The organism is Actinomadura citrea (assembly GCF_013409045.1).
Taxonomy (GTDB): Bacteria; Actinomycetota; Actinomycetes; order Streptosporangiales; family Streptosporangiaceae; genus Spirillospora; species Spirillospora citrea.
The window spans coordinates 2,574,216-2,596,971 of the sequence record NZ_JACCBT010000001.1 but is presented as its reverse complement, the minus strand read 5'-3'; the positions used below and the strand labels follow the sequence as shown (position 1 = coordinate 2,596,971).

Below are 22,756 nucleotides of genomic sequence, written 5' to 3'. Positions count from 1 at the left end.
TTCCCGAACCGCGGGGCGACACGGGAGGCTTTGCCGCCCTTTTCACCTTCCGTAGCGGCAACAACACGCTTCCCCGCTTATAAAGGAGGACGTGAAGGCGACTCCCACCGGGGGGATGGAGACATGGGCCAGACGGGCGAGCCGGTCGTCGATCCGCGAGGGTTGAGCACGGCCCAGCGTCTGGGCGACGCGTGCGTCGTCTGCCGCAAGAGATGGCCCCGGCCGCGCGTCCGCGTCGGCCGCCTGCCGGACTCGTCCGGGGTGTTCGCGTGCGACGACTGCGCACCCGCCCCGCCGGTACCCCGCGCACGGCGGGGCCCCCGGGAGCCGTTCACGGGCGCCGGATCGGCGGCGGGAAAGCCGCCGCCGGCGCGGACGGCGGCGGGCGCCGCCGTCATGGAGGTCTCTCCAGGGAGAGGGTGACCCGGGCGTTTCGGGGGGAAGCCCGGGACCACCCGTCAGGCGTGCCCGGCTGGGGGCGGTCGGGCGCGCCGGAGAGACTCTCGCGCGGTGCCTCAGGCCTTGGTGGCCTGGATCCAGGTCCGCGTCCACTCGGCGTAGTCGGTGCAGTCCTTCTCGCCCGAATCGCCGCCGCACGCCTTCGACGGCTCGTGCGCGAAGACGATCTTGTTGAGGTAGCCGCGGTCACCGACGTGGTAGGCCGCGCAGAAGCCGGTCTTGAGGCGGTCGCCCGAGCACGCCTGCGGGTTGGCGGGCGCGACCCCCGTCCACTCGGCGACCTGCTGCTGGACGTCCGGCGAGGCCGTCCACTGGAGCCACTGGTACATGCAGTTGGGGTGCTGGACGCGGGCGCCGATCATCCACGCGTCCATCCACCCGGTCGCGCCCTCGGACGGGATGACGCCCTGGACGGGCCGTGACGCGCGGTTCAGCACGTCCGCGTGGTAGGGCCACGCCTGGCCGAGCACGGCCCGGCCCCCGGCGAACGCGCTGACGGCGTCGGCCGGAAGGTCCCAGTACTCCCCCACGTACGGGCGCTGCCGGGCCAGGACCCGCCCGGCCGCGGCGAGCTGCGCCGGCGTCAGCGAGTAGGGGTCGCGGATCTTCAGCTTGCGCTGCCGGCCCTTGAGGTAGAGCGCGGCCTCGGCGATCGCGAGCGGGCTGTCCCGCATGACGATCTTTCCGGCGTAGCGGCGGGCCTGGCCGGGATCGAACAGCGCGGCCCAGCCCGCCGGCGGCGGGACGGCCCGGGTGTCGTACATCAGCAGGTTGGAGCCCCACACGTACGGCAGGCCGTAGTGCTTGCCGTCGCGTTCCAGGAGCTTGCGCAGCTTCGGTTCGAGCTTCTTGTAGCCGTCCACGAGGTCGGGGTTGATCGGGACGACCTGGTTCTCCTCGACCAGCCTCCCGGCGACCTCCGGCGGCGCGGCGACGCCGTCGTAGCGGCGGTCCTTGTCGCGCATGAGGTCGGCCATCTCCCCGGGCGTCTTGACGACCTTCATGCCGATCTTGCAGCCGGTGCGCTCCTGGAAGGGCGTGACCCAGTCCACGCGCGGGTCGGTGCCGCCGCTCTCCACCGAACCGGGCAGCGTGAGGAGGTTCAGCGTCCCCTCACCGGGGCCGAGGGTGCTCATCACCTTGGCGACGCCCACGGGCTTGTCGTCCCCGCCGCTGCACGCGCCGAGCGCCGCGGCGCCGAGTGCCGCTGCCGCCGCCAGGGCCGTCGCCGCCTTGACCCGTGCCGTGGCCCTGCGCCGCATGTCGCTCCCGATCCGTGCCAGGGCCCTCCCCCTCGTGAACGGGCCCGTCGGCGCAGCGTAGCGTCTCCGCGCCGGCCGGACGCACCGGCCCCGGACGCGGTCGGCGGGCGCCGGGCACTTCCGGCCGCCATTGCGCGGTTCGCGGCGGGCGCGGACGATGTGATCGCCGGTTTCACGGAACTTTCCCGCCGTCCTGGGGTCGCCCCGGCCGGAATTACCAATGATCGCGACTCGTCTGTTTCCTTGCGGGCTATCCCAAAGGTGACGAGAGCATGACCATTACCGCGCTCTTTGATGCGGATTTCGGCCGAGCCGCTGGAAGGGAGGCCGCCGGGGCCCCGGAAGGACGGTGGGTGCTGGCGTCCGCGCCATACACGGAGGTTGCTGGAGAGGATATGGCGCGGGCTCGCGTCCTGTCCGGGGCCGCGGCGGCACCGGTGGGCGTGGCGGGGGTGGGGAACGGCGGATCACCGTGCGGTGCCGCCCGGCCACGCGATCACCGGTACCCGGCCTGACGGCGGCGGTGTGACGCCCTCGAGACGGAGGAGGTTCGAGGGACGCCGCACGTCCTGCCGGGTGTCGCGGGACGGCCGGGAGCGGACGCCCGGAGGCGCCGGCCCGCCGGCCGGGCGCCGCGCCGGCGCGGCGCCCGAGACCACCTCGATCCGCGCGATGAGCCGCTGCGGAGTGTCGGCCTCGAGGAAGTCCCCGACGTCGCGGTCCTTGGGCGGCAGCGCCCACCAATGGCCGGTGAACAGGCCGAACCAAATGGTCCAGCCCGGGAATCGCCTTCCGAGCGCGTCCACTTCGGCGGCGTGGTCGCCTGCGGTCATAGCGCGGCTCTCCTGCACATCCGGCTTCACCGGCCCGCGGTCCGATGACCACGGGCTTCTGACTGCCGACCCTGACTTTTGAATTCGCCTCAATTAAGGGAGACAGTCAGATTGTGTCGCCGGACACAGACCCAGTCAATGGGGTGGTGCCATTATTCACCCGGCCGCGCCGGACGAAAATTGACAACGGAAAAACGCACTCGGTAGGTAATTTATCGCGGGTCCTCAGCCGCTGGTGGGGAAGCCTAGGTTCACCCCGCCGTGGGACGGGTCGAGCCAGCGCGCCGTGACGGCCTTCGTCCGGGTGTAGAAGTGGACGCCCTCCATGCCGTGGGCGTGGCTGTCGCCGAACAGCGAGTCCTTCCAGCCGCCGAACGAGTAGTAGGCCATCGGCACCGGGATCGGCACGTTCACGCCCACCATGCCGACCTCCACCTCGTTCTGGAAGCGGCGCGCCGCCCCGCCGTCGTTGGTGAAGATCGCGGTCCCGTTGCCGTACGGGTTGGCGGAGATCAGCTCCATGGCCGCCTCGTAGGACCCGGCCCGCACGACCGACAGCACCGGGCCGAAGATCTCGTCCCGGTAGGCGTCCATGTCCGGGGTGACGTGGTCCAGGACGGCCGGGCCTAGCCAGAACCCGTCGCCGGCGCCGCCCAGCACGTCCGGGTCGCGCCCGTCGACGGCGAGCGTGGCGCCCTGCGCGACGGCGCCGTCCAGGTAGGAGGCCACCTTGTCCCGGTGCGCCCGCGTGACGAGCGGCCCCATCTGCGACTCGGGGTGGTCGCCCGGCCCCACCCTCAGCCCGGCGACGCGCTCCTTGATCTTGGCCGTCAGCTCGTCCCCGACGGGGTCCACGGCGACGACGACGGAGATCGCCATGCACCGCTCCCCCGCCGACCCGAAGCCGGCGGACACCGCGGCGTCCGCCGCGAGGTCGAGGTCGGCGTCCGGCAGCACGAGCATGTGGTTCTTGGCCCCGCCGAGCGCCTGCACCCGCTTGCCGTTCGCCGCCGCCGTCGCGTAGATGTACCGCGCGATCGGGGTGGAGCCGACGAAGCTGACCGCCCTGACGTCCGGATGGCGCAGCAGGCCGTCCACCGCCGCCTTGTCACCGTGGACGACGTTGAAGACGCCGTCCGGCAGCCCCGCCTCGGCCCACAGCTCGGCCAGCCGGACCGACGCCGAAGGGTCCTTCTCGGACGGCTTGAGCACGAACGTGTTCCCGCACGCGATCGCGACCGGGAACATCCACATCGGCACCATCGCCGGGAAGTTGAACGGGGTGATCCCGGCGGCGACGCCGACCGGCTGGAGGATCGAGTACGCGTCCACCCGCGAGGAGACGTTCTCGGAGAACCCGCCCTTGAGCAGGTGCGGGATGCCGCAGGCGAACTCGGCGACCTCCAGTCCGCGGGCGACCTCGCCCGCGGCGTCGGAGACCACCTTGCCGTGCTCGGAGGAGATCAGCCGGGCCAGCTCCCCGCGGTGCGCGTCCACCAGCTCGCGGAAGCGGAACAGCACCTTCGCGCGCTGCGAGAGCGAGGCGTCCCGCCAGCCGGGGAAGGCGGCCTTCGCGGCGGCCACGGCGGCGTCGACCTCACGCGGCCCGGCGAAGTCGACGGTCCCGGCCACGCGACCGGACGCGGGCTCGAAGATGTCGCCCCGCCGGTCGCTCTCCCCGCCGAACGGCTTTCCGCCGATCCAGTGCGTCACATGCTTGGTCATGCGTCCTCCCGGCGGGCGGACGGCCCGCGCCCTCCGGCCACGGCGGCCTCGTTCACGGCCTCCAGCGATGAGATCAGGATGCCGAGGCCCTCCTCGGCCTCGTCGTCGGTCAGGGTCAGCGGCGGCGCCATGCGCACCACGTTGCCGTACAGGCCGCCCTTGCCGACCAGCAGCCCCCGCTCGCGGGCCGCCTCCATCAGCGCGGCGGCGAGCGGCGGGCTCGGCTCGCCGGTCTCCGGGTCGGCCAGCTCGACCGCGAACATCAGCCCCTTGCCCCGCACGTCCGCGACGATCGGGAACCGGCCGGCCGCCGCCGACAGCCCCCCGATGATCGTCGCGCCCTGGCGCGCCGCGTTGGACCGCAGGTCGTGGGCGAGGAGGTGGTCGAGCGTGGCGTTGGCGGCGGCCATCGCCACCGGGTTGCCGCCGAAGGTGGAGATGCCGACCGCGTGGAGGCCGTCCATGAGGTCGCCGCGCGCGACGACGCCGCCGACCGCGAAGCCGTTCCCGAGGCCCTTGGCGAAAGTGATCACGTCCGGGGTCACACCGTGATTGTCGATCCCCCAGAAGCCCTGGCCCGTCCGCCCCCATCCGGTCTGCACCTCGTCGGAGATGAAAAGGATCCCGAACTCGTCGAGGACGCGCTTGTAGGCGGCGAACAGGCCGTCGGGCGGCATCGTGAAACCGCCGACGCCCTGGATCGGCTCGGCGATGAGCGCGGCGACGTCGCCGCCGGTCGCGGTGGCGAGCACGTGCCGCAGGTCCTGCGTGCACGCGTCGATGTACTGCTCGTCCGACATCCCGGCGAACTGCGGGAGCCGCCGGTCGGCGCCGTGCAGGAAGTGGACGTCCAGCGGGGAGTACGACAGGTTCGTCCAGCCGCGGTTCCCGGTGACGCCCGTCGTGGCGAACGACCGGCCGTGGTAGCTCTGCCGCATCGCGAGGACCTGGTCGCTGCGCCGCGCGTACGCGGCCAGCAGCAGCGCCGTCTCGTTGGCCTCCGTCCCGGAGTTGGTGAAGAACACCTTCGCGTCCGGGATGCCCGACAGCTGGGCGATCTTCTCGGCCAGCTCCACCTGCCCGCGCAGCAGATACGCGGTGGAGGTGTGCACGACGCCGGTGGCGAGCTGCCGCTCCACCGCGTCCCGGACCTCGGGCACGTCGTACCCGAGCATGTTCGTCAGGATGCCGATGAAGAAGTCGAGGTAGGAGTTGCCCTCCGCGTCGGTCACGCGGTTGCCCTTGCCGCCGACGATCTCGATGGGGTCCCGGTAGTTGAGCGCCATCCAGGACGGCATGACCGCCCGGTGGCGCCGGAGCAGGTTCGCGTGTTCCGACATGCCACAAGTCTCGTTTCCGCGGGCGGCCGCGACCACCCGCAGAGTGTCAGGACAGGGCACCTCCGCTTAACGGATTGCTGGCGGCTGACAGCCTGTAACGACCTGATCGATGCCGCTGACACCCTGTATGGATACCATCGCCGGTGATGCTGCCCACTGTCGACGACGTCCTCCAGCTCGACGCGGTACGCCGCGGCCAGCCGCACGTCGTCGCGGGCGCGGACCGCACCGCCAACCGGGTCCGCTGGGTGCACGTCGCCGAGGTCACCGACATCGCGCACCTGCTGCACGGCGGCGAGCTCGTCCTCACCACCGGCATCGCGCTGCCCGACGAGCCGGAGCGGCTGCGCGCCTACATCGCCGACCTCGCCGAGGTCGGCGTCAGCGGCCTGATGATCGAACTCGGCCGCCGCTACGCCAGCGTGCTGCCGCCCGCGCTGATCGCCGCGGCCGAGGAGTTCGGCCTGCCGGTGATCGTGCTGGCGCACGAGCCCGCGTTCGTCGACATCACCGAGTCGGTGCACGCCCGGATCGTCCAGGAGCAGTTCGCCGAGCTGCGCGCCTCCGAGCAGCTGCACGAGATCTTCACCCAGCTGTCGGTCGAGGGCGCCTCCACCGACGAGGTCGTCCGGCAGGTGGCGGCGCTCGGCGGGCATCCGGTGGTGCTGGAGAACCTCGCCCACCAGGTCCTCGCCGCGGACGCCGGCGGCGCCGACCCGGCCGAGCTGCTGTCGGCCTGGGAGACCCGCTCGCGGGCCGTCCGTCCCGGCCGCCGCACCGGCTACGACGAGGCGTCCGGCTGGCTGGTCACGATGGTCGGCGCGCGGGGCGAGGACTGGGGCCGGCTGATCGTCGACCTCGGCTCGCCGCCGTCGCCGCGCGAGACCGTGCTGATCGAGCGGGCCGCCACCACCCTCGCCCTCGGCCGGCTCCTCGACCGGCACGCCGAGAGCGTCGAGCGGCAGGCGCACGGAACGATCATCGCGCGCATCCTCGCGCACGCCTACTCCGACCCGCAGGAGGCGGCGGCCCGCGCCCGCGCCCTCGGTGTCCCGCTGTCCGGCCGCCGGCTGCTCGGCGCCGTGCTCCGGCACCGCGGTCCCGCCCTGTCCCGGACCGCCCCGCCCGTCGGGGAGCTGTCGCAGCTCGCCGAGACGGCCGCGGCCGCCTGCAAGGACGCGCGCCTCGCCGCGCTCGTCGGCGTGCTGGACGAGGGCGGCCCGCACGCCCGCGTCGGCGTCCTGGCCTCCCTGCCCGCCCGCGCCGACGTGGAGACCGCGCTCACCGAGGTCGCCACCCGCATCCGCAAGCAGTCCGGCGACACCGTGATGGCGGCCGGCTCGGTGGTGGAGACGATCCGCGACGTCCGCCGCTCCTTCCTGGAGGCCGAGCAGGTCGCCGACGTCGCCGCGCGCGGCTCCGGGGCCCGCCTCTACTACCGCCTGCCCGACCTGCGCCTGCGCGGGCTGCTGCACCTCCTCCGCGACGACGCCCGCGTGCAGACCTTCGTCGAACGCGAACTCGGCCCGCTCCTGGAGTACGACGCCCAGCGCGGCAGCGACCTCACCCGCATCCTGGAGCTGTATCTCGAATCCGGGCGGAACAAGGCGGTCGCCGCCCAGCGGGCGCACCTGTCCCGGCCCGCCTTCTACGAGCGGCTTCGCCGTATCGAACGGGTCCTGGACGCCGACCTCGACGACGTGGAGTCGTGCGTGTCCTTCCACGTGGCGCTGCTGGCTCTGTCGTCCGTCCGCTGGGAACGTTCCTGACCGGTCCGGTGACCGGTGAAGGCCGTTCGCGGCGGGCCCTGCGCGCATACGCTTGACCCATGGCGGACGCGGTACTGCATGTTCATCGGTACGGGGACCCGGGCGGAGCTCCGGTGGTCATGCTCCACGGGGTCACCGGGCACGGGGCGCGCTGGCGCCGGACCGCCGAGCGGTACCTGCTGGACCACTCCGTCCTCGCGCCCGACCTGCGCGGGCACGGGCGGTCGACGCACGAGCCGCCGTGGACCGTCGAACGGCATGTGGGCGACATCCTGGCGATGATGGACGCCGAGGGCGTCGAGCGGGCCGACCTCGTCGGGCACTCCTACGGCGGGATGATCGCGCTGCATCTGGCGCGGACCGCGCCGAGGCGGGTGCGGCGGCTCCTCCTGCTGGACCCGGCCATCGGGCTCGACCCGGCGACGGCGGCCCGGGAGGCGCGCGGCCACCTGGCGCCCGCGTCGTTCGGCGACGTCGCCGAGGCGCGGGCCGACCGGGCGGCGCACTGGCCGGCGTCTCCGCGGGAGGCCGTGGACGAGGAGGTCGCCGAGCACCTGGAGCACGGCCCGGACGGGCGCCTGCGGTGGCGTTTCGAGCCCGCGGCCGTGGTGACCGCGTTCTCGGAGATGGCCCGCCCGCACCTGGCGCCGCCCGCGGACCTGCCCACCCACCTGGTCATCGCGACGGAGGCCGACTTCGTCCGCCCCGAGTTCGTGGTCGACCTGCGCGCCGCGCTCGGCCCCAGCCTCGTGATCAGCGAGATCGACGCCGGGCACATGCTCTACGTCGACCGGTTCGAGGAGACCGGGACGATGCTCGCCGCGTGGCTCAACGGAGGCGGCGCCGGCCGGTGAACGGCGGCAGGGTCAGCGGGGTGTGCAGGCCCGGCGGCGCCTCGGCCACGGCGGGGACGGCGCTGACCATGCGCAGCGCGGTCGACGCGGCCGGGTCGGCGGCGGCGGGCCCCGCGAGGTCCATCCGCCAGGGCGGCTCGCCGTCGATCTCGACGCGGTGGCCGCCGGTCTCCCCGGGCGGCGGCGCGGGCCAGTGGGGCGCGATGTCGGCGCGCAGCCGGGCGACGTGCTCGACGGTGATCACGGGACGGCCGCGCAGCAGTCCCGACACCTGGAACCGCAGGCCGGCCAGGGCCCCCTGGGCGACGCGGCCGATGTCCTCGGGCGCCGGGCACAGCTCGTAGGTCTCGGACACCTCGTCCAGCGGCACGGCCAGGTGCTCGGCGAGGAGGCGCACGACCGGGCCCCACGCACGCCTCGGCGCGCCCGGCCGCACGATCTGCGGACGGTGCCCGAGAGGGCCGCCGAAGCCGAGCCGGGCGCCGGCCTCGGGGTCGTCCAGGCAGGTGAACCGGGTGACCTTGACGCCGTGCACGCGCCGGCAGCCGCCGCTCAGCAGGAGCGGGAGCACGTCGTTCACCAGGCCGGGCCCGAGGGTGAGGCAGGCGGCGCCGCCGGTCGCGCACGCGGACCGGAGCCGGCGGACGAGGGCGCGGTCGGCGGAGGGCGGGTGCACCAGCGAGGGCAGGACGTCCGACACCACGCCCGTGCCCGACTCCAGGATGCGGCACAGCTCGCCCGCGACGTCCCGGGAGCGGGAGGCCGTGTGGCAGACGACATGGGGCCGCCGGGCCAGGAGCGGCGCCGGGTCCTCGGTGGCATGGATCCTGGCCGGGCGGCCGCCTCCGGCCAGCTCGGCGGCGTCGACGCCGGCGTGCCGGGGATCGACGGTGACGACCCCGGCGAGTTCGAGGTCCGGGTGCCCGAGCAGGGCTCCGAGCGACGACCTGCCGACGGGTCCGGTGCCCCACTGGCCGACGAGATAGGACATACCACCACCTTTTGACCAAGCGCTCGGTCAACGCGGGCGCATTCTGGCATGCCCGTGCCACCAGAACGAGCCCCTCGCGGGACGTACATCCGTGCTGGCCGGGAAGGATGGTCTGGTGACACTTCGCGCGGGTGCGCGCACGTTCGGCGTGGAGGAGGAGCTGCTCCTGGTCGACCCGGAGACGGGCGTGCCCCAGGCCCTCTCCGGCTCCGTGATCCGTCACGCCCGGCGTCACGACGAGCTGTTCCTGACCGGCGGACGGCGCTCCAAGGCGCTGGAGACCGAGCTCCAGCGCGAGCAGCTGGAGACGGCCACCCCGGTCTGCGGCTCGCTGAACCAGCTGTCCGACCACGTCCGGTCGGCGCGGGTGGCGGCGGGCAAGTCGGCGGCCGGGGTGGGCGCCGCCGTTGTCGCCCTGGCGACGTCGCCGGTCAGCGTCCGCCCGTCGCTGACCCCGTCGCACCGCTACATGCGGATGTCCGACGCCTTCGGGCCCACCGCCGACGAGCAGCTCACCTGCGGCTGCCACGTGCACGTCGGCATCGACTCCCCGCAGGAGGGCGTCGCCGTCCTCGACCGGATCCGGCCGTGGCTGCCCCCGCTGCTCGCGCTCAGCGGGAACTCCCCGTTCTGGCAGGCCACCGACACGGGCTCCGACAGCTGGCGCCACCAGGTCTGGGGCCGCTGGCCCTCCAGCGGCCCGACCGAGCTGTTCGGCTCGGAGAGCGCGTACCGGACGGCGGTGGAGGCGCTGCTGGCGACCGGCGTCCTGGTGGACGAGGGCATGATCTACTTCGACGCCCGGCTGTCACGGCACTACCCGACCGTCGAGATCCGCGTCCCGGACGTGTGCCTGGACGCCGACGACGCCGTGCTGATGGGCGCGCTCGTGCGGGCGCTGGTCGACACCGCCGCCGACGCGTGGCGGCGGAGCGAGCCGCCCGACCCGGTGCGCACGGACCTGATGCGCCTGGCCATGTGGCGCGCCGGGCGCTCGGGCCTGCGCGGAGAACTCGTGCACCCGCGCACCCACACCGCCGCCCCCGCCCGCGAGGTCCTCACCGCGTTCGTCGAGCACCTGTCCCCCGCGCTCGATCGCGCCGGCGACCTCGACATCGTCACCAAGCTTCTGGGCGGCGTGCTGGAACGCGGGAACGGAGCCCGCTTCCAGCGCGCCGCCTACGCCCGCAACGGCGACATCAGGAGCGTGGTCACCGCCGCCGTCCAGCGGACGATGGCGGTCTGACCCGCCGATTCGCCCCGGGCCACCACCGGGACCACGCCGGTCGCGGTCCCGGTGGCGGGCGGTCAGTCCGTGCGGCGCCTCTGGAAGGGGAGGTAGCGGTCGGCGCGCCGGTGCCGGGCGAGCAGGCCGGTGGACTCGACCGCGAGGATGCGGTCGAAGCGGAAGGCGCGCACGCCCCGGCGCATGCGGCACCAGCCGACGAGGTACCAGTGGTCGCGGTGCACGAGGCAGGTGACCGGCTCGACCTCGCGGATCGTGACGTTGGCGCCGGCGTCGCCGTAGCAGAGCCGGACGACGCGGTGCTCGGTGATGGCGGCGGCGACCACGCGGGCGCGGTCGGAGGTGGAGACGTCCAGGGGCGTGGTGAGGGTGGCGAGCGTGGTGGTGACCACGTCGTCGTGCGGGGTGGCGTCGAGGAGGGTGTGCAGGGCGCGGCGCGCGGTGGTGGCCTGCGGGCCGGTGCCGAGGTGCGCGAGCGAGAGCGCGAGGGCGGCGATCTCCGCCGCCGTGAGCGCGGCCGGCGCGGTGTGCGCGGTCTGGGGGTGCGTCGCAACGTTCGCCATGGTTCGATCATACGTTCGAACACTGACATTTTGGAGGTCCGCGCGGGGGCGGACGGGCGTCGCGGCGCAGCCGGGGCCCGTCGGGGGCGGCGATCGGCCCCGCGCTTGAGAAGGCGGCCTCGCATGGTGAAAACTGGCCCCGGAAAACATGCTCTATTCGGGGGAATCAGGGGCGAACATGGGTCAAGTCGTGGACCGGCGTTGAGTGAGCCACGCCTGGACCGGCCTCCGATGAGCCGAGACGAGGCGGACAGAATGCTCGCGCGCCTCCAGGACGAGAGGGAGCGCATCGGCGCGGCCCTGCTGGAGCTGGAGGCCCACCAGGGCTACCAGCTGCTGGAGGGCGCGGCGCTGCGCGGCGCGACCCTGCGCGTGCAGTCCGACGTGCGGTCGTCGACGGCGTCCCTCTGGCTGCTGTTCGACCTGCACGGGCGCGTCCTGTCCGCCGCCGAGGAGCTGCGGGCCCGCCACGCCAGGCCCGGCCAGGCGCAGCTCGCCGAGCTCACCCGCCTCCTGGACGGACCGTCGGTGGAGCTGCCCGCCGCGGAGGTGCCGCTGGAACGGCGGACGCTGCTGGCCGCCCCGTCCGGCGAGAGGCTGACGCTGCGGGCGGCGGTCGACCGGATGACGCCGCTCTACGAGGAGGTCGCGCGGGCGGTCGCCGCGCTCGACGCCGTCTGGTCGACGCTGCTGTCGCGGCTGGCCGAGGTCGAGGCCGAGCGGCGGGCGGCCGAGGAGCTGCTGGAGTCCGCCGGCGGCGCGGACCCCGCCCTCGAACGGCTCCGCGACGAACTGGAGACCGTCGCCGCGACCGTGCGCGCCGACCCGCTCGCGCTGGCGCGGGACGGCAGCGCCGACACCGCGCGGCTGGACGCGATCCGCTCCGGCCTCGCCGAGGTGCGCCGCGGCCTGGAGGAGGCGGAGCGGCTGCGCGAGGGGTTCGCCGCCCGGATCCGCGGCGTCTCCGCCGTCCTGGACCTGCTGCGCGAGGCCGAGGCGGAGGCGCGCGCCGTCCGGGACGAGGTCCTCGTCAAGATCACCGCGCCGGCGCTGCCGGACCTGCCCGACTCCTCCGCAGCCCTCGCCGACCGGCTCGCCGCCGTCACCCGGCCCCGGCCGGGCGCGGCCGCGCGGGACGGCGGCTGGCGCGAGACCGCGAAGCGGGTCGCCGACCTGGAGCACGCCGCCGACGCGGCGCTGGAGCGGGCACGTGAGACCACCGGCCTGATCCGGGGCCTGCTGGACCGGCGCGAGGAACTGCGCGGCCGCCTGCAGGCCTACCGGGTCAAGGCCTCGCGGCTCGGCCACGCCGAGGACGCCGAACTGGCCCGGTCCTACGAGCAGGCACGCGAGCTGCTGTGGACCTCCCCCTGCGATCTGCGGAAGGCCACCGTGGCCCTGACCGCGTACCAGCGGGCCGTCACCTCGCGGTCGAAGGGAGCGGATCGATGAGCCAGTGCGCGCAGCCGGGATGCGGAGGAACGATCGCGGACGGCTACTGCGACGTCTGCGGCAATCCCCCCGCGGCCGTCGCCCCCGCGGCGACCGCGGCGCCGAGCGTCCCCGCCCCGCGGCCGCCCGCCGAGCAGCCCGACCGATGCCACCAGGCCGGATGCACCGGCACGATCACGGACGGCTACTGCGACGTGTGCGGCTCGCCGCCCGCCTACACCGCCCGCGTCCAGGCGGCCGCGGGCGCCGGCGGCGCGGGCACGACCGGGGGCACGGGCACGGCGGGAAGCACGGCGACGTCGGGAAGCACGGCGACCGGCAGCACCCGGACGGGCAGCACCCGCACCGGGTCGGCCCGCTCCTCCGGCCGCCGCGGCATGCTCGGCGCCGGGCTCGTCGAGGTGCCGCGCGTCCCCTACCGTGACCCGTCCAGCGCGGTCATGAGCGACCCGGAGGTCGCGGAGGCCAAGCGGTACTGCAGCGGCTGCGGCGAGCCCGTCGGCCGGGGGCGCGGCGACCGCCCGGGACGCACGGAGGGCTTCTGCCCCAAGTGCGGCGCCCGGTTCTCCTTCACCCCGAAGCTCGGCCCGGGCGACCTCGTCGGCGGCCAGTACAGCGTTCTGGGCTGCCTCGCCCACGGCGGGCTCGGCTGGATCTACCTGGCCAAGGACAAGAACGTCAGCGACCGCTGGGTGGTCCTGAAGGGCCTGCTCGACAGCGGCGACGCCGACGCGATGGCCGCGGCGGCGGCCGAGCGCGCGTTCCTCGCGGAGGTCGAGCACCCCAACATCGTCAAGATCTACAACTTCGTCCAGCACGGCGGCGACGGCTACATCGTCATGGAGTACGTGGGCGGGGAGTCCCTCAAGGACATCCTGCTCCGGCAGCCGCTGCCGGCCGGCCAGAAGCACCTGCCGCTCGCGCAGGCCATCGCCTACGGGCTGGAGGTGCTGCGGGCGTTCGAGTACCTGCACGCGCAGGGCCTCGTCTACTGCGACTTCAAACCGGACAACGTGATCCAGTCCGAGGAGCAGCTCAGGCTGATCGACCTCGGCGGGGTGCGGCGGCTGGACGACCCGGACGGCGCGATCTACGGCACGGTCGGCTACCAGGCCCCCGAGATCGCCGACGCCGGTCCCTCGGTGACCTCGGACCTCTACACGGTCGGACGGGCGCTCGCCGTGCTGAGCTTCCCGTTCAAGGGCTACACCCGCGGGTTCGCCGACTCGCTGCCGCCGCGCGAGGAGATCCCCGTCCTCCAGCGGTACGAGTCCTACGACCGGCTGCTGCGCCGCGCGACGCACAAGGAGCCGACCGCGCGCTTCCAGGACGCGGCGGAGATGGCCGAGCAGCTCACCGGCGTGCTGCGCGAGGTGCTGGCGGCCGAGGACGGCGCCCCGCGTCCGGCGCCGTCGGGGCTGTTCGGACCGGAGCGGTTCACGACGCGGATGGCGGGCGAGGCGCGGGAGGAGGCGGCGCTGCCGCCCGTCCCGCCGCCGGTCGCCGCGGCGGGGCTGCCGGTTCCGCTGGTGGACGGCGCCGACCCCGCGGCGGCGTTCGTGTCCGGGCTCGGCGCGCTGGAACCGGCGCAGGCCGCCGAGGCGGCGGCGAACGCGCCCGAGCGCACGCCCGAGGTCAGGCTGGCGCTCGCCCGCGCCAAGATCGAACTGGGCGCGGCGGAGGAGGCCGACGAACTGCTCGACGCGCTGGCCGCCGACCGTCCCTCCGACTGGCGGGTCGGCTGGTACCGCGCGGTCGGGCTGCTCGCACAGGGCCGGGTGGACGCGGCCGCGCCGCTGTTCGACCGGCTGTACGGGCTGCTGCCCGGCGAGGCGGCCCCCAAGCTGGCCCTCGCCTACTGCCGCGAGCCTTCGGCGCCGCACGACGCCGTCCGCCTGTACGAGACGGTGTGGCGCACCGACCAGAGCTACATCAACGCCGCCTTCGGCCTCGCCCGCGTGCACCTGGCGGCGGGCGACCGCCGCGCCGCCGTCGCCGCGCTCGACTCGGTACCGAAGATCTCCATCCGGTACGTGCCCGCGCAGGTCGCGGCCGTCGTGACGGCGGTGCGCGGCCGTCCCCCCGCCGAGCTGACGGCGGGCGAGCTGGTCGCCGCGGGCCACCGGCTCGCCGCCCTCGACCTGGACGCCGAGCGGCGCGACAGGCTCGCCGCCGAGGTGCTGGAGGCCGCGCTCGGCTGGATCCTGGCGGGTCCCGGCACGGCGCCCGGGACGCAGGGCGGCTCCCTGTTCGGCGCCGCGCTCGCCGAGGCCCCGCTGCGCCGCCTCCTGGAAGGGACATACCGGGAGCTGGCACGCCGCACCCGTGACAGGGACGAGTGCCGCCAGCTCGTCGACTCCGCCAACGCCGTACGCCCGAGGACGCTGCTGTGACCGACGACCGCACCGGAGCCGACGACATCACCGGAACCGACGCCCCCCGAACCGACGCGACCGGAACCGGCACGGCCGGAACCGACCAGGGAAAGGCGGCCGAGCTCGCCTGCCCCTCCTGCGGCGCCGTGGTGTTCGCCGAAGAGATCTTCTGCGAGGAGTGCGGGCACCGGCTCGCCGACGGCCCGCCCGCCGAGTCCACCGGGCGTGACGGCGCCACGATCAGGCAGGAGTCCGCGCCGTCCGCCGGCCGGCCCCGGCGGGCCGACGGAGCGGGCCCGTGCCCCGGATGCGACGGGACGGCGATCGACGCCGACGGCTACTGCGAGACGTGCGGCCTGCGCCAGCCCGCCGAGCGCGACCACGTCGAGATCGAACTGCCGGGCGGATCCGGCGGCAACGGCACCCGCCCGGTCGTCGCCGCGGGCGCGAGCGACCGCGGCCGCCGCTACAGCCGCAACGAGGACGCGCTGGCCCTCGCCGCGCACCTGTCCGGGATCGCCGCCGTCGTGTCCGACGGCGTCGGATCCTCGCAGCGTCCCGACGAGGCGTCCCGCGCCGCGGCCGACACCGGCCTCGCCGAGCTGGTGGCGCGGCTCGACGCCGGCGAGGACGCCGAGGACGCCACCCGGCACGCGGCGCTCCGCGCGGCCGCCGCCGTCGCCGCGCTCGCCACGTCGCCGTCCGACGCACCGTCGTGCACCTACGTGTCCGCCGTGACGCGCGGCCCGGCGGTCACGGTCGGCTGGATCGGGGACAGCCGCGCCTACTGGCTGGCCGCGGACGGCCCCGCCGGGCCGGGCGAGGACGCCGCGCCGGGGCCCGCGCCTGACGAGGTGGACGCGGCCGAGGTCAGCACCGGCGACATGGCCGAGCTCAGCGCGTCCCGCCGGCTCACCGAGGACGACTCGTGGGCCGCGTTCATGGTCGCCGAGGGGTCGCTGACCGAGGCGGAGGCGGAGGCCCACCCGAACGCGCACGTCATCACCGGGTGGCTGGGCGCCGACGCCGGGCAGGTCAGCCCGCACGTGGCGACGTTCCGGCCCGGCGGCCCCGGCACGCTTCTGGTGTGCAGCGACGGCCTGTGGAACTACTTCCCGGCCGCCGCCGACCTGGCGGCGCTGCTGGCCGGGCCCGGGGGCGGGGAGTCCCCCGGCCCGGCGGCCGACCCGCTCGGCACCGCGCGGACGCTGGTGAGCCGCGCGCTGGACGCCGGCGGCCGCGACAACATCACGGTCGCCGTGATCCCGGTCCCCTCCCCCGGCGGCTCCGGCGGCCGCGTCCACGAGAGCATCCCCCAGAGCACGGAGGAGCCCCGATGAGGGAGCCGCAGTTCACCATCTCCATCGACCAGAACAAGTACCTGCCCGAGGGCGGCCGCGAGGTGCACGCCATCGTGTCGGTCGAGGCGAGCGCCGCCGAGGGCACGGCCGAGGGCGCCCACGTCCCGTCCTCGACCCGGGCGTCCGAGGTCGTCATCATCGACACCTCCGGCTCGATGTCCTACCCCGGGACCAAGCTGCGCGCGGCGATCGCGGCCGCGCAGGTCGCGGTCGACACGCTGCGCGACGGCGTGGAGTTCGCGGTCGTCTCCGGCTCCAACGCGGCCAAGATGGTCTTCCCCCGGCACCAGGGGACGGTCCCGGCGACGCCGGACACCCGCGCGGAGGCCAAGCACGCGCTGAGCCGGCTGACGGCCGCCGGCGGCACCGCGATCGGATCCTGGCTGCGGCTGGCCGACGACCTCTTCGGCGGCCGCGACGGCATCCGGCACGCGATCCTGCTGACCGACGGCAAGAACCAGCACGAGACGGCGGAGGAGCTCGACGCGGCCCTGGCCCGCTGCGGCGGGAGGTTCGTCTGCGACTGCCGCGGCGTCGGCACCGACTGGGAGGTCGCCGAGCTGCGCAAGGTGGCGTCCGCGCTGCTCGGCAGCGTCGGCATGGTGGCCGACCCCGCCGGGCTGGTCGAGGACTTCCGCGCCATGACGGAGGCGGCGATGGGCAAGTCCGTCGCCGACGTCGCCCTGCGCGTGTGGACGCCGCAGACGGCGCGGCTGCGGTTCGTCAAGCAGGTCTCCCCGTCGGTGGAGGACCTCACCGGCAAGCGCGCGGAGTCGGCGCCGCAGGCCGGCGACTACCCGCTCGGAGCGTGGGGCGCCGAGAGCCGCGACTACCACATCTGCGTGGAGGTGCCGCCGGGCGAGATCGGCAAGGAGCTGCGCGCCGCGTGGGTGAAGCTCGTCGTGCCCGGCCCGCCGGGCGAGGAGGCGCGGGTCGTCGCGACCGCGAACGTCCTCGCCCAGTGGACCGACGACGAGGCGGAGTCCACCCGGATCAACCCGCGGGTGGCGGGCTACACCGGGCAGGCGGAGCTGGCCGCGGCGATCCAGGAGGGCCTGCAGGCCCGCAAGGACGGTGACCTCGACACCGCGACGGCGCGGCTCGGCCGGGCCGTGGTGCTCGCGGGCGAGGCGGGCAACGACGAGATCACCGCGATGCTCCGCAAGGTGGTGGACGTCGTGGACGAGGCGACCGGTACCGTCCGGTTGAAGCGCGACATCGCCAAGGCCGACGAGATGGAGCTCGACACGCGCTCCAGCAAGACGGTCCGGACCCGCAAGGACGAGACGGTGACCACCAGGAGGGGCGAGGGCTGAGCATGGCGAGTTGCCCCAGCGGACACACCTCGCACGCGCAGGACTACTGCGACGTCTGCGGCGAGCGCATCGAGGGCGCCCCTTCCGGCGCGGCCCCCGGGCCGTCCGGTCCGCGGCCGTCGCCGGGCGGGTCCGCGTGCCCCGACTGCGGTACGCCCGGCACCGACCGCTTCTGCGAGGCGTGCGGCTACGACTTCGCCATCGGGGGCGGCAAGCCCACGCCGACGCCCGAGCCCGCGGTCGCGCCGGAGCCCGCGGTGTCCGTCCCGTCCGAGCCGGGCGCGACGCCGCGCGGACCGTCCGATCCGCGGCGCCCGCCCGCGCCGCCCGTGCCCGCTCCCCCCGTTCCGGCTCCGCCGGTTCCGGCTCCGCCCGTGCCCGCGCCTCCCGTCCCGGCCCCGCCGGTCCCGGCCCCGCCCGTTCCGGCGCCGCCGGTGCCCGGGACGGTGTGGACGGCGGTCGTGCGCGCCGACCGCGAGTACTACAGCACGGTCATCGCCGAGGAGGGGCCCGACTCGGCGTCCCTGGCGTTCCCCCCGTACGCGCCCGAGCGGCGGGTCCCGCTCGCCGGGCAGCAGGTCCGCATCGGGCGGCGCAGCTCCTCGCAGCCGTCCCCGCCCGAGATCGACCTGCGCGAGCCGCCCGAGGACCCCGGTGTCTCCCACGTCCACGCGGTGCTGCTGGCGAAGCCCGACGGCACCTGGACGCTGGTCGACCCCGGCTCGACCAACCGCACCTGCGTGAACGGCTCCACCGATCCCATCCCGTACAACGTGGAGATCCCGGTCTCCGACGGCGACCGGATCCACGTGGGGGCCTGGACCACCATCACGCTCACCCGAGGCGAGGCGACATGACCGCCGTCCAGCAGTCCCCGCCGGCGGGCCGCCCGGCCCCCGCCGCGCAGGCTCAGCCGCCCACCCGCGGCGGGAGCGAGGCGCTGCTCCTGCCGAGCGACAGGACGCCGTCCGGTCCCGCGCGGCTGCTCCCCCGCACCGTCGCGGCCCGTGTAAGGACGCTGACCGTGCTGTCGCTCGTGCTGCTGGTGGCGCTGCTCGGCGTCGCCTGGGCGGCGATCGGGAACGCCCGCGAGGGGGTGCGGGTCATCGGGCACGACGCGGGCCCGCAGGTCGTCGCCACCGGCGACCTGTACTTCCAGCTCTCCGACATGGACGCGCAGCTCGCCGACGCACTGCTGATCGGCGACGCGGCGGGCGGCGGACGCGAGCAGGCGCTCGCCCGCTACGACCAGAACCGGCGCAAGGCCGGCGACGCGCTGCTGAAGGCCGCGAAGCTCGCCGACGAGACCACCGAGAACAACACGGCCCGGGACCTGCTGGACGCGCTGGCCCGCTACGAGCGCCTCGCCGGGCAGGCCCTGCTGCTGGACCGGCAGTCCCCGCACGCGTCCGGGCCGCCGGCCCAGAAGGTCGTCGACCTCTACCGGCAGGCGACCGACCTGATGAAGCTGGACCTGCTGCCGAAGGCCTACAACCTGACGCTCGACAACGGCACCCTCGTCCGGCACACCTACGAGGACAAGCGCTCGGCGGTCCTCCTCGGCCGCACGGGCCTCCTCGTCGCGGGCGTGGCGCTCCTGGCCGTCCTCCTCGGGTTCCAGCTCTTCCTGGCCCGGCGGTTCCGGCGGCTGCTGAACGTTCCGCTCGCGCTGGCGACGCTCGGCACGCTCGCCCTGGTCGCGGCCGGGTCCCTCATGCTCACCGGCCAGGCGAACCATCTGCGCCAGGCCAAGGAGGAGGGCTTCGACTCGATCCTGGGGCTCTCGCGGACGCGCGCCATCAGCAACAGCGCGAACGCCGACGAGACGCGGTTCCTGCTCGACCCCGGGCGGGCAGACGCCTACGAGCAGGTCTACCTGAGCAAGTCCCAGACCGTCCTGTACCTGAAGGCCGGCAACCTGACCCAGTACAACGCGGCAGTCCAGAAGGATCTGACCTTCGAGCCCGGCCGCGTGAGATTCCTCGGCTTTCTCGGCACCGAGGCCGACCGGCCGGTCCAGTCGGCCCGGCAGAAGGCGCAGCTGACGGACGTCATGAACAGGGTGCTCGCCGACTACCAGAAGGTCCAGGCCAACGACCGCCGGATGCGCGACCTGGTCGACCGGGATCGGCGCGACGAGGCGGTCGCCGCCCGCGGCGCCGCCGCCGCCGACTTCACCCGGTACGACCGCTCCCTGCAGGCGCTGGTCGCCATCCACCAGAAGGCGTTCGACGAGGCCGTGAAGGACGGGGACGGCGGCACGAGCGGCTGGTACGCCGTCCTGCCCGCGGCGGGCGTCGTCATCGCCGCGCTCGTCCTGGTCGGCGTCCGCCCCCGTCTGGCCGAGTACCGGTGGTCGAAGTGACGGCGCGGCGCATCGCGGCGGCGGTCCTCGCGGCGGCGGCCGTCCTCGGCGCGGGAACGGCGTGCGGGATCGCCGACGCCGGTGAGGACACCGTCGCCGGAAAGGACGCTCTCGTCATCGGCGTGAACGGCGACCAGCCGGGACTCGGCGAACGGCGCGCGGACGGCACTTTCACGGGATTCGACGTCGACATCGCGAAAGAGGTCGCCCGGCGGATGGGCGTGAGTCCCGGCGGCGTGACGTTCAAGCGCGTGACGTCGGCGACCCGCGAGAAAATGCTCCAGGACGGGGACGTCGACCTCGTGGTGGCCAGCTATTCCATCACGCCGGAACGCAAGGTGAAGGTGTCGTTCGCGGGTCCCTACTATGTGGCCCACCAGGACATTCTCGTCCGCAGGTCCGAAGCCCGCGCCATCCGCGACATCGACGGCCTGAAAGGGCGGCGGCTCTGCCGCGTGCAGGGTTCGGTGTCGTTCCCGCGCGTCCACGACGAGCAGGGCGTCGCCGCGTTGCCGGTCGAGGCGAGCGGGTACGCCGGCTGCCTCACCGAGCTCACCGAGGGGCGGCTCGACGCGGTCTCGACCGACGACCTGATCCTCGCGGGCCTCGCGGCGAAGGCGTCCGGGGGCGGCGGCGGTCTCACGCTGGTCAACGCCCCCTTCACCGACGAGCCCTACGGCGTCGGCATCCGCAAGGGCGACGTCGACGGCTGCGAGGCGGTCAACAAGGCGATCACGCGGATGTACCAGGACGGCACCGCGGCGCGGCTGCTGGACACGTGGTTCCGCCCCGCCGGGCTGAGGGTGACCACCACCGTCCCGCAATTCGAGGGCTGCGTCTGAGAATCCGTCACGAAGAGCACGGAAGGCGTTACGGAATGGTACGGGAAGGACAGGTGAGACCGGCCGGTCACTGAGATCAGTCGGTTACGTAAGTTCCGGTCGGCGCACGTGATCGTAAGTTATGGTCGCGATCAAAACCCGTTCCGGTAATCACCGTCACGCCCGAGGAGTGCAATGACGACGGTCATCCTGGTGGTGATGTGCGTCGTGGTGGGGGCGCTCGAACTGTACGCGGGCAAGCAGAGCCGGGACCAGGCCCATGCCTTCACCCGCCGGATCGACGAGCTGAACGACCAGGTCACCAAGCAGAACAACGTCCTGGTCACCGTCGGCGAGCAGCTCACCGCGGAGCTGTCGCGGGTCAAGCAGGACGTGCTGCCCGCGCTCGACACCCGGCTCCGGCAGAACACCGGGCAGGTGGAGGAGCTCGCGGGCCTCGTCCACCAGGCGGACGACTACCTGCGGACCCAGGCGGGCAGGCTGCACGAGCTGGAGCAGCAGCGCATCACCCTCGCCGCGCTGCGCCGCAAGCTCGGCGAGGTCGAGACGTCGGTGCGGGCCGCCACCGGTGCGGGCGGCGGGGCCGCCGACGGCAAGGTCGACGAGGCGCTCGGCCGGCTCGCGGACCTGGAGCGCGGCGGCGAGGAGATCCTGGAGCTGCAGCGCGCCCTCACCCGCACCCTGGAGGACGTCGAGGACGTCGTCGCCGAGCTGCTGCAGTTCACCGAGGGCGAGCTCGACGACACCGTCACGGCGGCGCTCACCGGGCGTCCCCGCGCCCACGGCGACGCCGTCACCGCGACGGGGCGGCTGTGGACGCGCGACGAGCAGCTCGAGGACATCCTCAGCGACATGTACGAGCGGTGCGTGCGCGCCAGCCGGCTGGCGGTGCGGTTCCGCACGGCCGAGGGCCCGAACGGCACGCCCGGCTCACCGGAGCGCCGCCGCTACTTCCTCGGCGGGCACGCCAGCGAGGACCTGGCGGGCGTGTTCAGCGCCCTGCTCATCTCCGCGGGCGCCGGTGCCCGGCCCGGCAACGGCGCCTCCGGCGGCGAGGCCAGGCGGGGCCTCGCGCGGGTGGAACCGGGCGTCCCCGCGGGAGTGGAGGCCGTGCGCGGGCCCGAGGACGAGGCGGCCCTCAAGTCGCTCCTGAGGACGCTGGCGGAGTGCTCTGGCGCCGTCGTGCAGATCGGCCCGCTCATGGCCGTCCGGACGCGCGACGAGCTGCTGTGCGCGGTGCTGACGGCCGCGCAGTCGCTGGAGCTGGAGAGCGACGAGGTGTTCTGGGACCCGGCCGACGCGAGCGTCCGGCTGCGGCGGCTGCCCTCCCATCAGCTGTGGGACCTCACCGGCTGGGCCACCGCCCCGTAGGCCCGCACGGAACGTTCCGCGGGGCCGCCGATGCGCACGTACAGGGGGCAGCGCAGGGCGCCGGTCCGCGGGTCGGCCTCGACGCAGAGGCCGATCCCGGCGGCGCGGTCGAGGAACACCGCGTTCTCCACCGCCCGCGCACCGCGCACCGCGTACGGGACGGAGTCGGCGTCGCCGGTGTCGACGAGCTCCTCGAACGTCAGCCGCCGCGCGAACCGCATCAGCACCGCGGCGTCCACGACGCGGCTGCCGATCGCCGCCGACGGGCCCGCGACGACGATCCCGAAGCTCGGGTTCTCCCGCCCGCGGACGTAGATCTCGCGGTCCGGCTCCAGGCCCCGGCGGCGGTCGGGGACCTGGACGCCGAAGCCGGCGTCGCCGTTCAGATAGGCGGGCGGGCCGAACCCCGCCGGAGGCGCCCCGTCCCGGACGCCCAGCGCGCCCGCGGGCATCTCCCAGCCGGGCAGGTACACGCCGAGGCCCCTCAGCAGCAGCCGCCAGATGGGGCGTCCGGTCACATCGGGCGCGAACTCGCCGCGCGGCTTGCCGGGCTCCTGCGGATTCTCGGCGTCGCCGTCCATGAAGACCATGATCGGCGAACGGATCCGCGTCCGACAAGGCCCCGCGCGGAG

Annotated in this window: 18 protein-coding genes; 11 read left to right on the top strand and 7 right to left on the bottom strand. The window is 74.4% G+C overall.

Annotation, left to right across the window (positions count from 1 at the left end; all coding sequences use genetic code 11):
- Positions 1-515: 515 nt before the first annotated feature.
- The 4 genes from BJ999_RS12245 to BJ999_RS12230 all read right to left on the bottom strand — a co-directional run bounded on the left by BJ999_RS12245 (position 516) and on the right by BJ999_RS12230 (position 5,619).
- Positions 516-1,721: an ABC transporter substrate-binding protein gene (locus BJ999_RS12245; RefSeq protein WP_179833408.1), complete on the bottom strand. Its 1,206-nt coding sequence runs from the start codon at positions 1,719-1,721 to the stop codon at positions 516-518.
- 467 nt (positions 1,722-2,188) lie between these two features.
- On the bottom strand, positions 2,189-2,554 hold the full coding sequence (locus BJ999_RS12240) for a hypothetical protein (RefSeq protein WP_179833407.1): 366 nt from the start codon (positions 2,552-2,554) through the stop codon (positions 2,189-2,191).
- Positions 2,555-2,779: 225 nt separating this feature from the next.
- Complete coding sequence (locus BJ999_RS12235; RefSeq protein WP_179833406.1) at positions 2,780-4,279, bottom strand: CoA-acylating methylmalonate-semialdehyde dehydrogenase; 1,500 nt, start codon at positions 4,277-4,279, stop codon at positions 2,780-2,782.
- On the bottom strand, positions 4,276-5,619 hold the full coding sequence (locus BJ999_RS12230) for an aspartate aminotransferase family protein (protein ID WP_179833405.1): 1,344 nt from the start codon (positions 5,617-5,619) through the stop codon (positions 4,276-4,278). The genes BJ999_RS12235 and BJ999_RS12230 overlap by 4 nt, the downstream gene beginning before the upstream one ends.
- A 146-nt stretch (positions 5,620-5,765) precedes the next feature.
- Between BJ999_RS12230 and BJ999_RS12225 the strand changes: the two genes are divergently transcribed.
- Positions 5,766-7,388, top strand: coding sequence for a PucR family transcriptional regulator (locus BJ999_RS12225; RefSeq protein WP_179833404.1), 1,623 nt, complete (start codon positions 5,766-5,768; stop codon positions 7,386-7,388).
- Positions 7,389-7,447: 59 nt separating this feature from the next.
- A complete protein-coding gene (locus BJ999_RS12220) occupies positions 7,448-8,242 on the top strand; it encodes an alpha/beta fold hydrolase (RefSeq protein ID WP_179833403.1) in 795 nt (264 codons plus the stop codon).
- On the opposite strand, the gene BJ999_RS12215 is transcribed toward BJ999_RS12220, so the two are convergent.
- Positions 8,217-9,233, bottom strand: a complete 1,017-nt coding sequence (locus BJ999_RS12215) for an NAD(P)H-dependent amine dehydrogenase family protein (protein ID WP_179833402.1) — start codon at positions 9,231-9,233, stop codon at positions 8,217-8,219. The genes BJ999_RS12220 and BJ999_RS12215 overlap by 26 nt on opposite strands.
- 115 nt (positions 9,234-9,348) lie before the next feature.
- On the opposite strand from BJ999_RS12215, the gene BJ999_RS12210 reads away from it, so the two are divergent.
- Positions 9,349-10,479 (top strand): glutamate--cysteine ligase, encoded by a 1,131-nt coding sequence (locus BJ999_RS12210; protein WP_229809857.1) that lies wholly within the window; start codon positions 9,349-9,351, stop codon positions 10,477-10,479.
- Between the two features lie 62 nt (positions 10,480-10,541).
- Here the strand turns inward: BJ999_RS12210 and BJ999_RS12205 are convergent, their stop codons facing one another.
- Positions 10,542-11,042, bottom strand: coding sequence for a helix-turn-helix transcriptional regulator (locus BJ999_RS12205; RefSeq protein WP_179833401.1), 501 nt, complete (start codon positions 11,040-11,042; stop codon positions 10,542-10,544).
- A 255-nt stretch (positions 11,043-11,297) separates the two neighbouring features.
- Here BJ999_RS12205 and BJ999_RS12200 point away from each other — a divergent pair, with 255 nt between their 5' ends.
- The 8 genes from BJ999_RS12200 to BJ999_RS12165 all read left to right on the top strand — a co-directional run bounded on the left by BJ999_RS12200 (position 11,298) and on the right by BJ999_RS12165 (position 22,124).
- A complete protein-coding gene (locus BJ999_RS12200) occupies positions 11,298-12,494 on the top strand; it encodes a coiled-coil domain-containing protein (protein ID WP_189269896.1) in 1,197 nt (398 codons plus the stop codon).
- The gene (locus tag BJ999_RS12195; RefSeq protein ID WP_179833399.1) at positions 12,491-14,887 is read left to right on the top strand and encodes a serine/threonine-protein kinase; all 2,397 of its coding nucleotides are present in this window, start codon (positions 12,491-12,493) and stop codon (positions 14,885-14,887) included. Before BJ999_RS12200 ends, BJ999_RS12195 begins: the two co-directional genes overlap by 4 nt.
- Entirely contained in the window at positions 14,884-16,209 is a 1,326-nt protein-coding gene (locus BJ999_RS12190; RefSeq protein ID WP_229809856.1) for a protein phosphatase 2C domain-containing protein, read from the top strand. The genes BJ999_RS12195 and BJ999_RS12190 overlap by 4 nt, the downstream gene beginning before the upstream one ends.
- On the top strand, positions 16,206-17,546 hold the full coding sequence (locus tag BJ999_RS12185; RefSeq protein WP_179833398.1) for a vWA domain-containing protein: 1,341 nt from the start codon (positions 16,206-16,208) through the stop codon (positions 17,544-17,546). Before BJ999_RS12190 ends, BJ999_RS12185 begins: the two co-directional genes overlap by 4 nt.
- A gap of 2 nt (positions 17,547-17,548) precedes the next feature.
- The gene (locus BJ999_RS12180; protein ID WP_179833397.1) at positions 17,549-18,403 is read left to right on the top strand and encodes an FHA domain-containing protein; all 855 of its coding nucleotides are present in this window, start codon (positions 17,549-17,551) and stop codon (positions 18,401-18,403) included.
- Positions 18,400-19,911 carry a hypothetical protein gene (locus BJ999_RS12175; protein ID WP_229809855.1) on the top strand — a complete coding sequence of 504 codons (1,512 nt, stop codon included), beginning with the start codon at positions 18,400-18,402 and terminating at the stop codon, positions 19,909-19,911. The genes BJ999_RS12180 and BJ999_RS12175 overlap by 4 nt, the downstream gene beginning before the upstream one ends.
- Positions 19,899-20,753 (top strand): glutamate ABC transporter substrate-binding protein, encoded by an 855-nt coding sequence (locus BJ999_RS12170; RefSeq protein ID WP_229809854.1) that lies wholly within the window; start codon positions 19,899-19,901, stop codon positions 20,751-20,753. The genes BJ999_RS12175 and BJ999_RS12170 overlap by 13 nt, the downstream gene beginning before the upstream one ends.
- A 174-nt stretch (positions 20,754-20,927) precedes the next feature.
- Positions 20,928-22,124, top strand: coding sequence for a coiled-coil domain-containing protein (locus BJ999_RS12165; protein WP_179833396.1), 1,197 nt, complete (start codon positions 20,928-20,930; stop codon positions 22,122-22,124).
- On the opposite strand, the gene BJ999_RS12160 is transcribed toward BJ999_RS12165, so the two are convergent.
- Complete coding sequence (locus tag BJ999_RS12160; RefSeq protein WP_179833395.1) at positions 22,085-22,705, bottom strand: hypothetical protein; 621 nt, start codon at positions 22,703-22,705, stop codon at positions 22,085-22,087. The genes BJ999_RS12165 and BJ999_RS12160 overlap by 40 nt on opposite strands.
- Positions 22,706-22,756 lie beyond the last annotated feature (51 nt).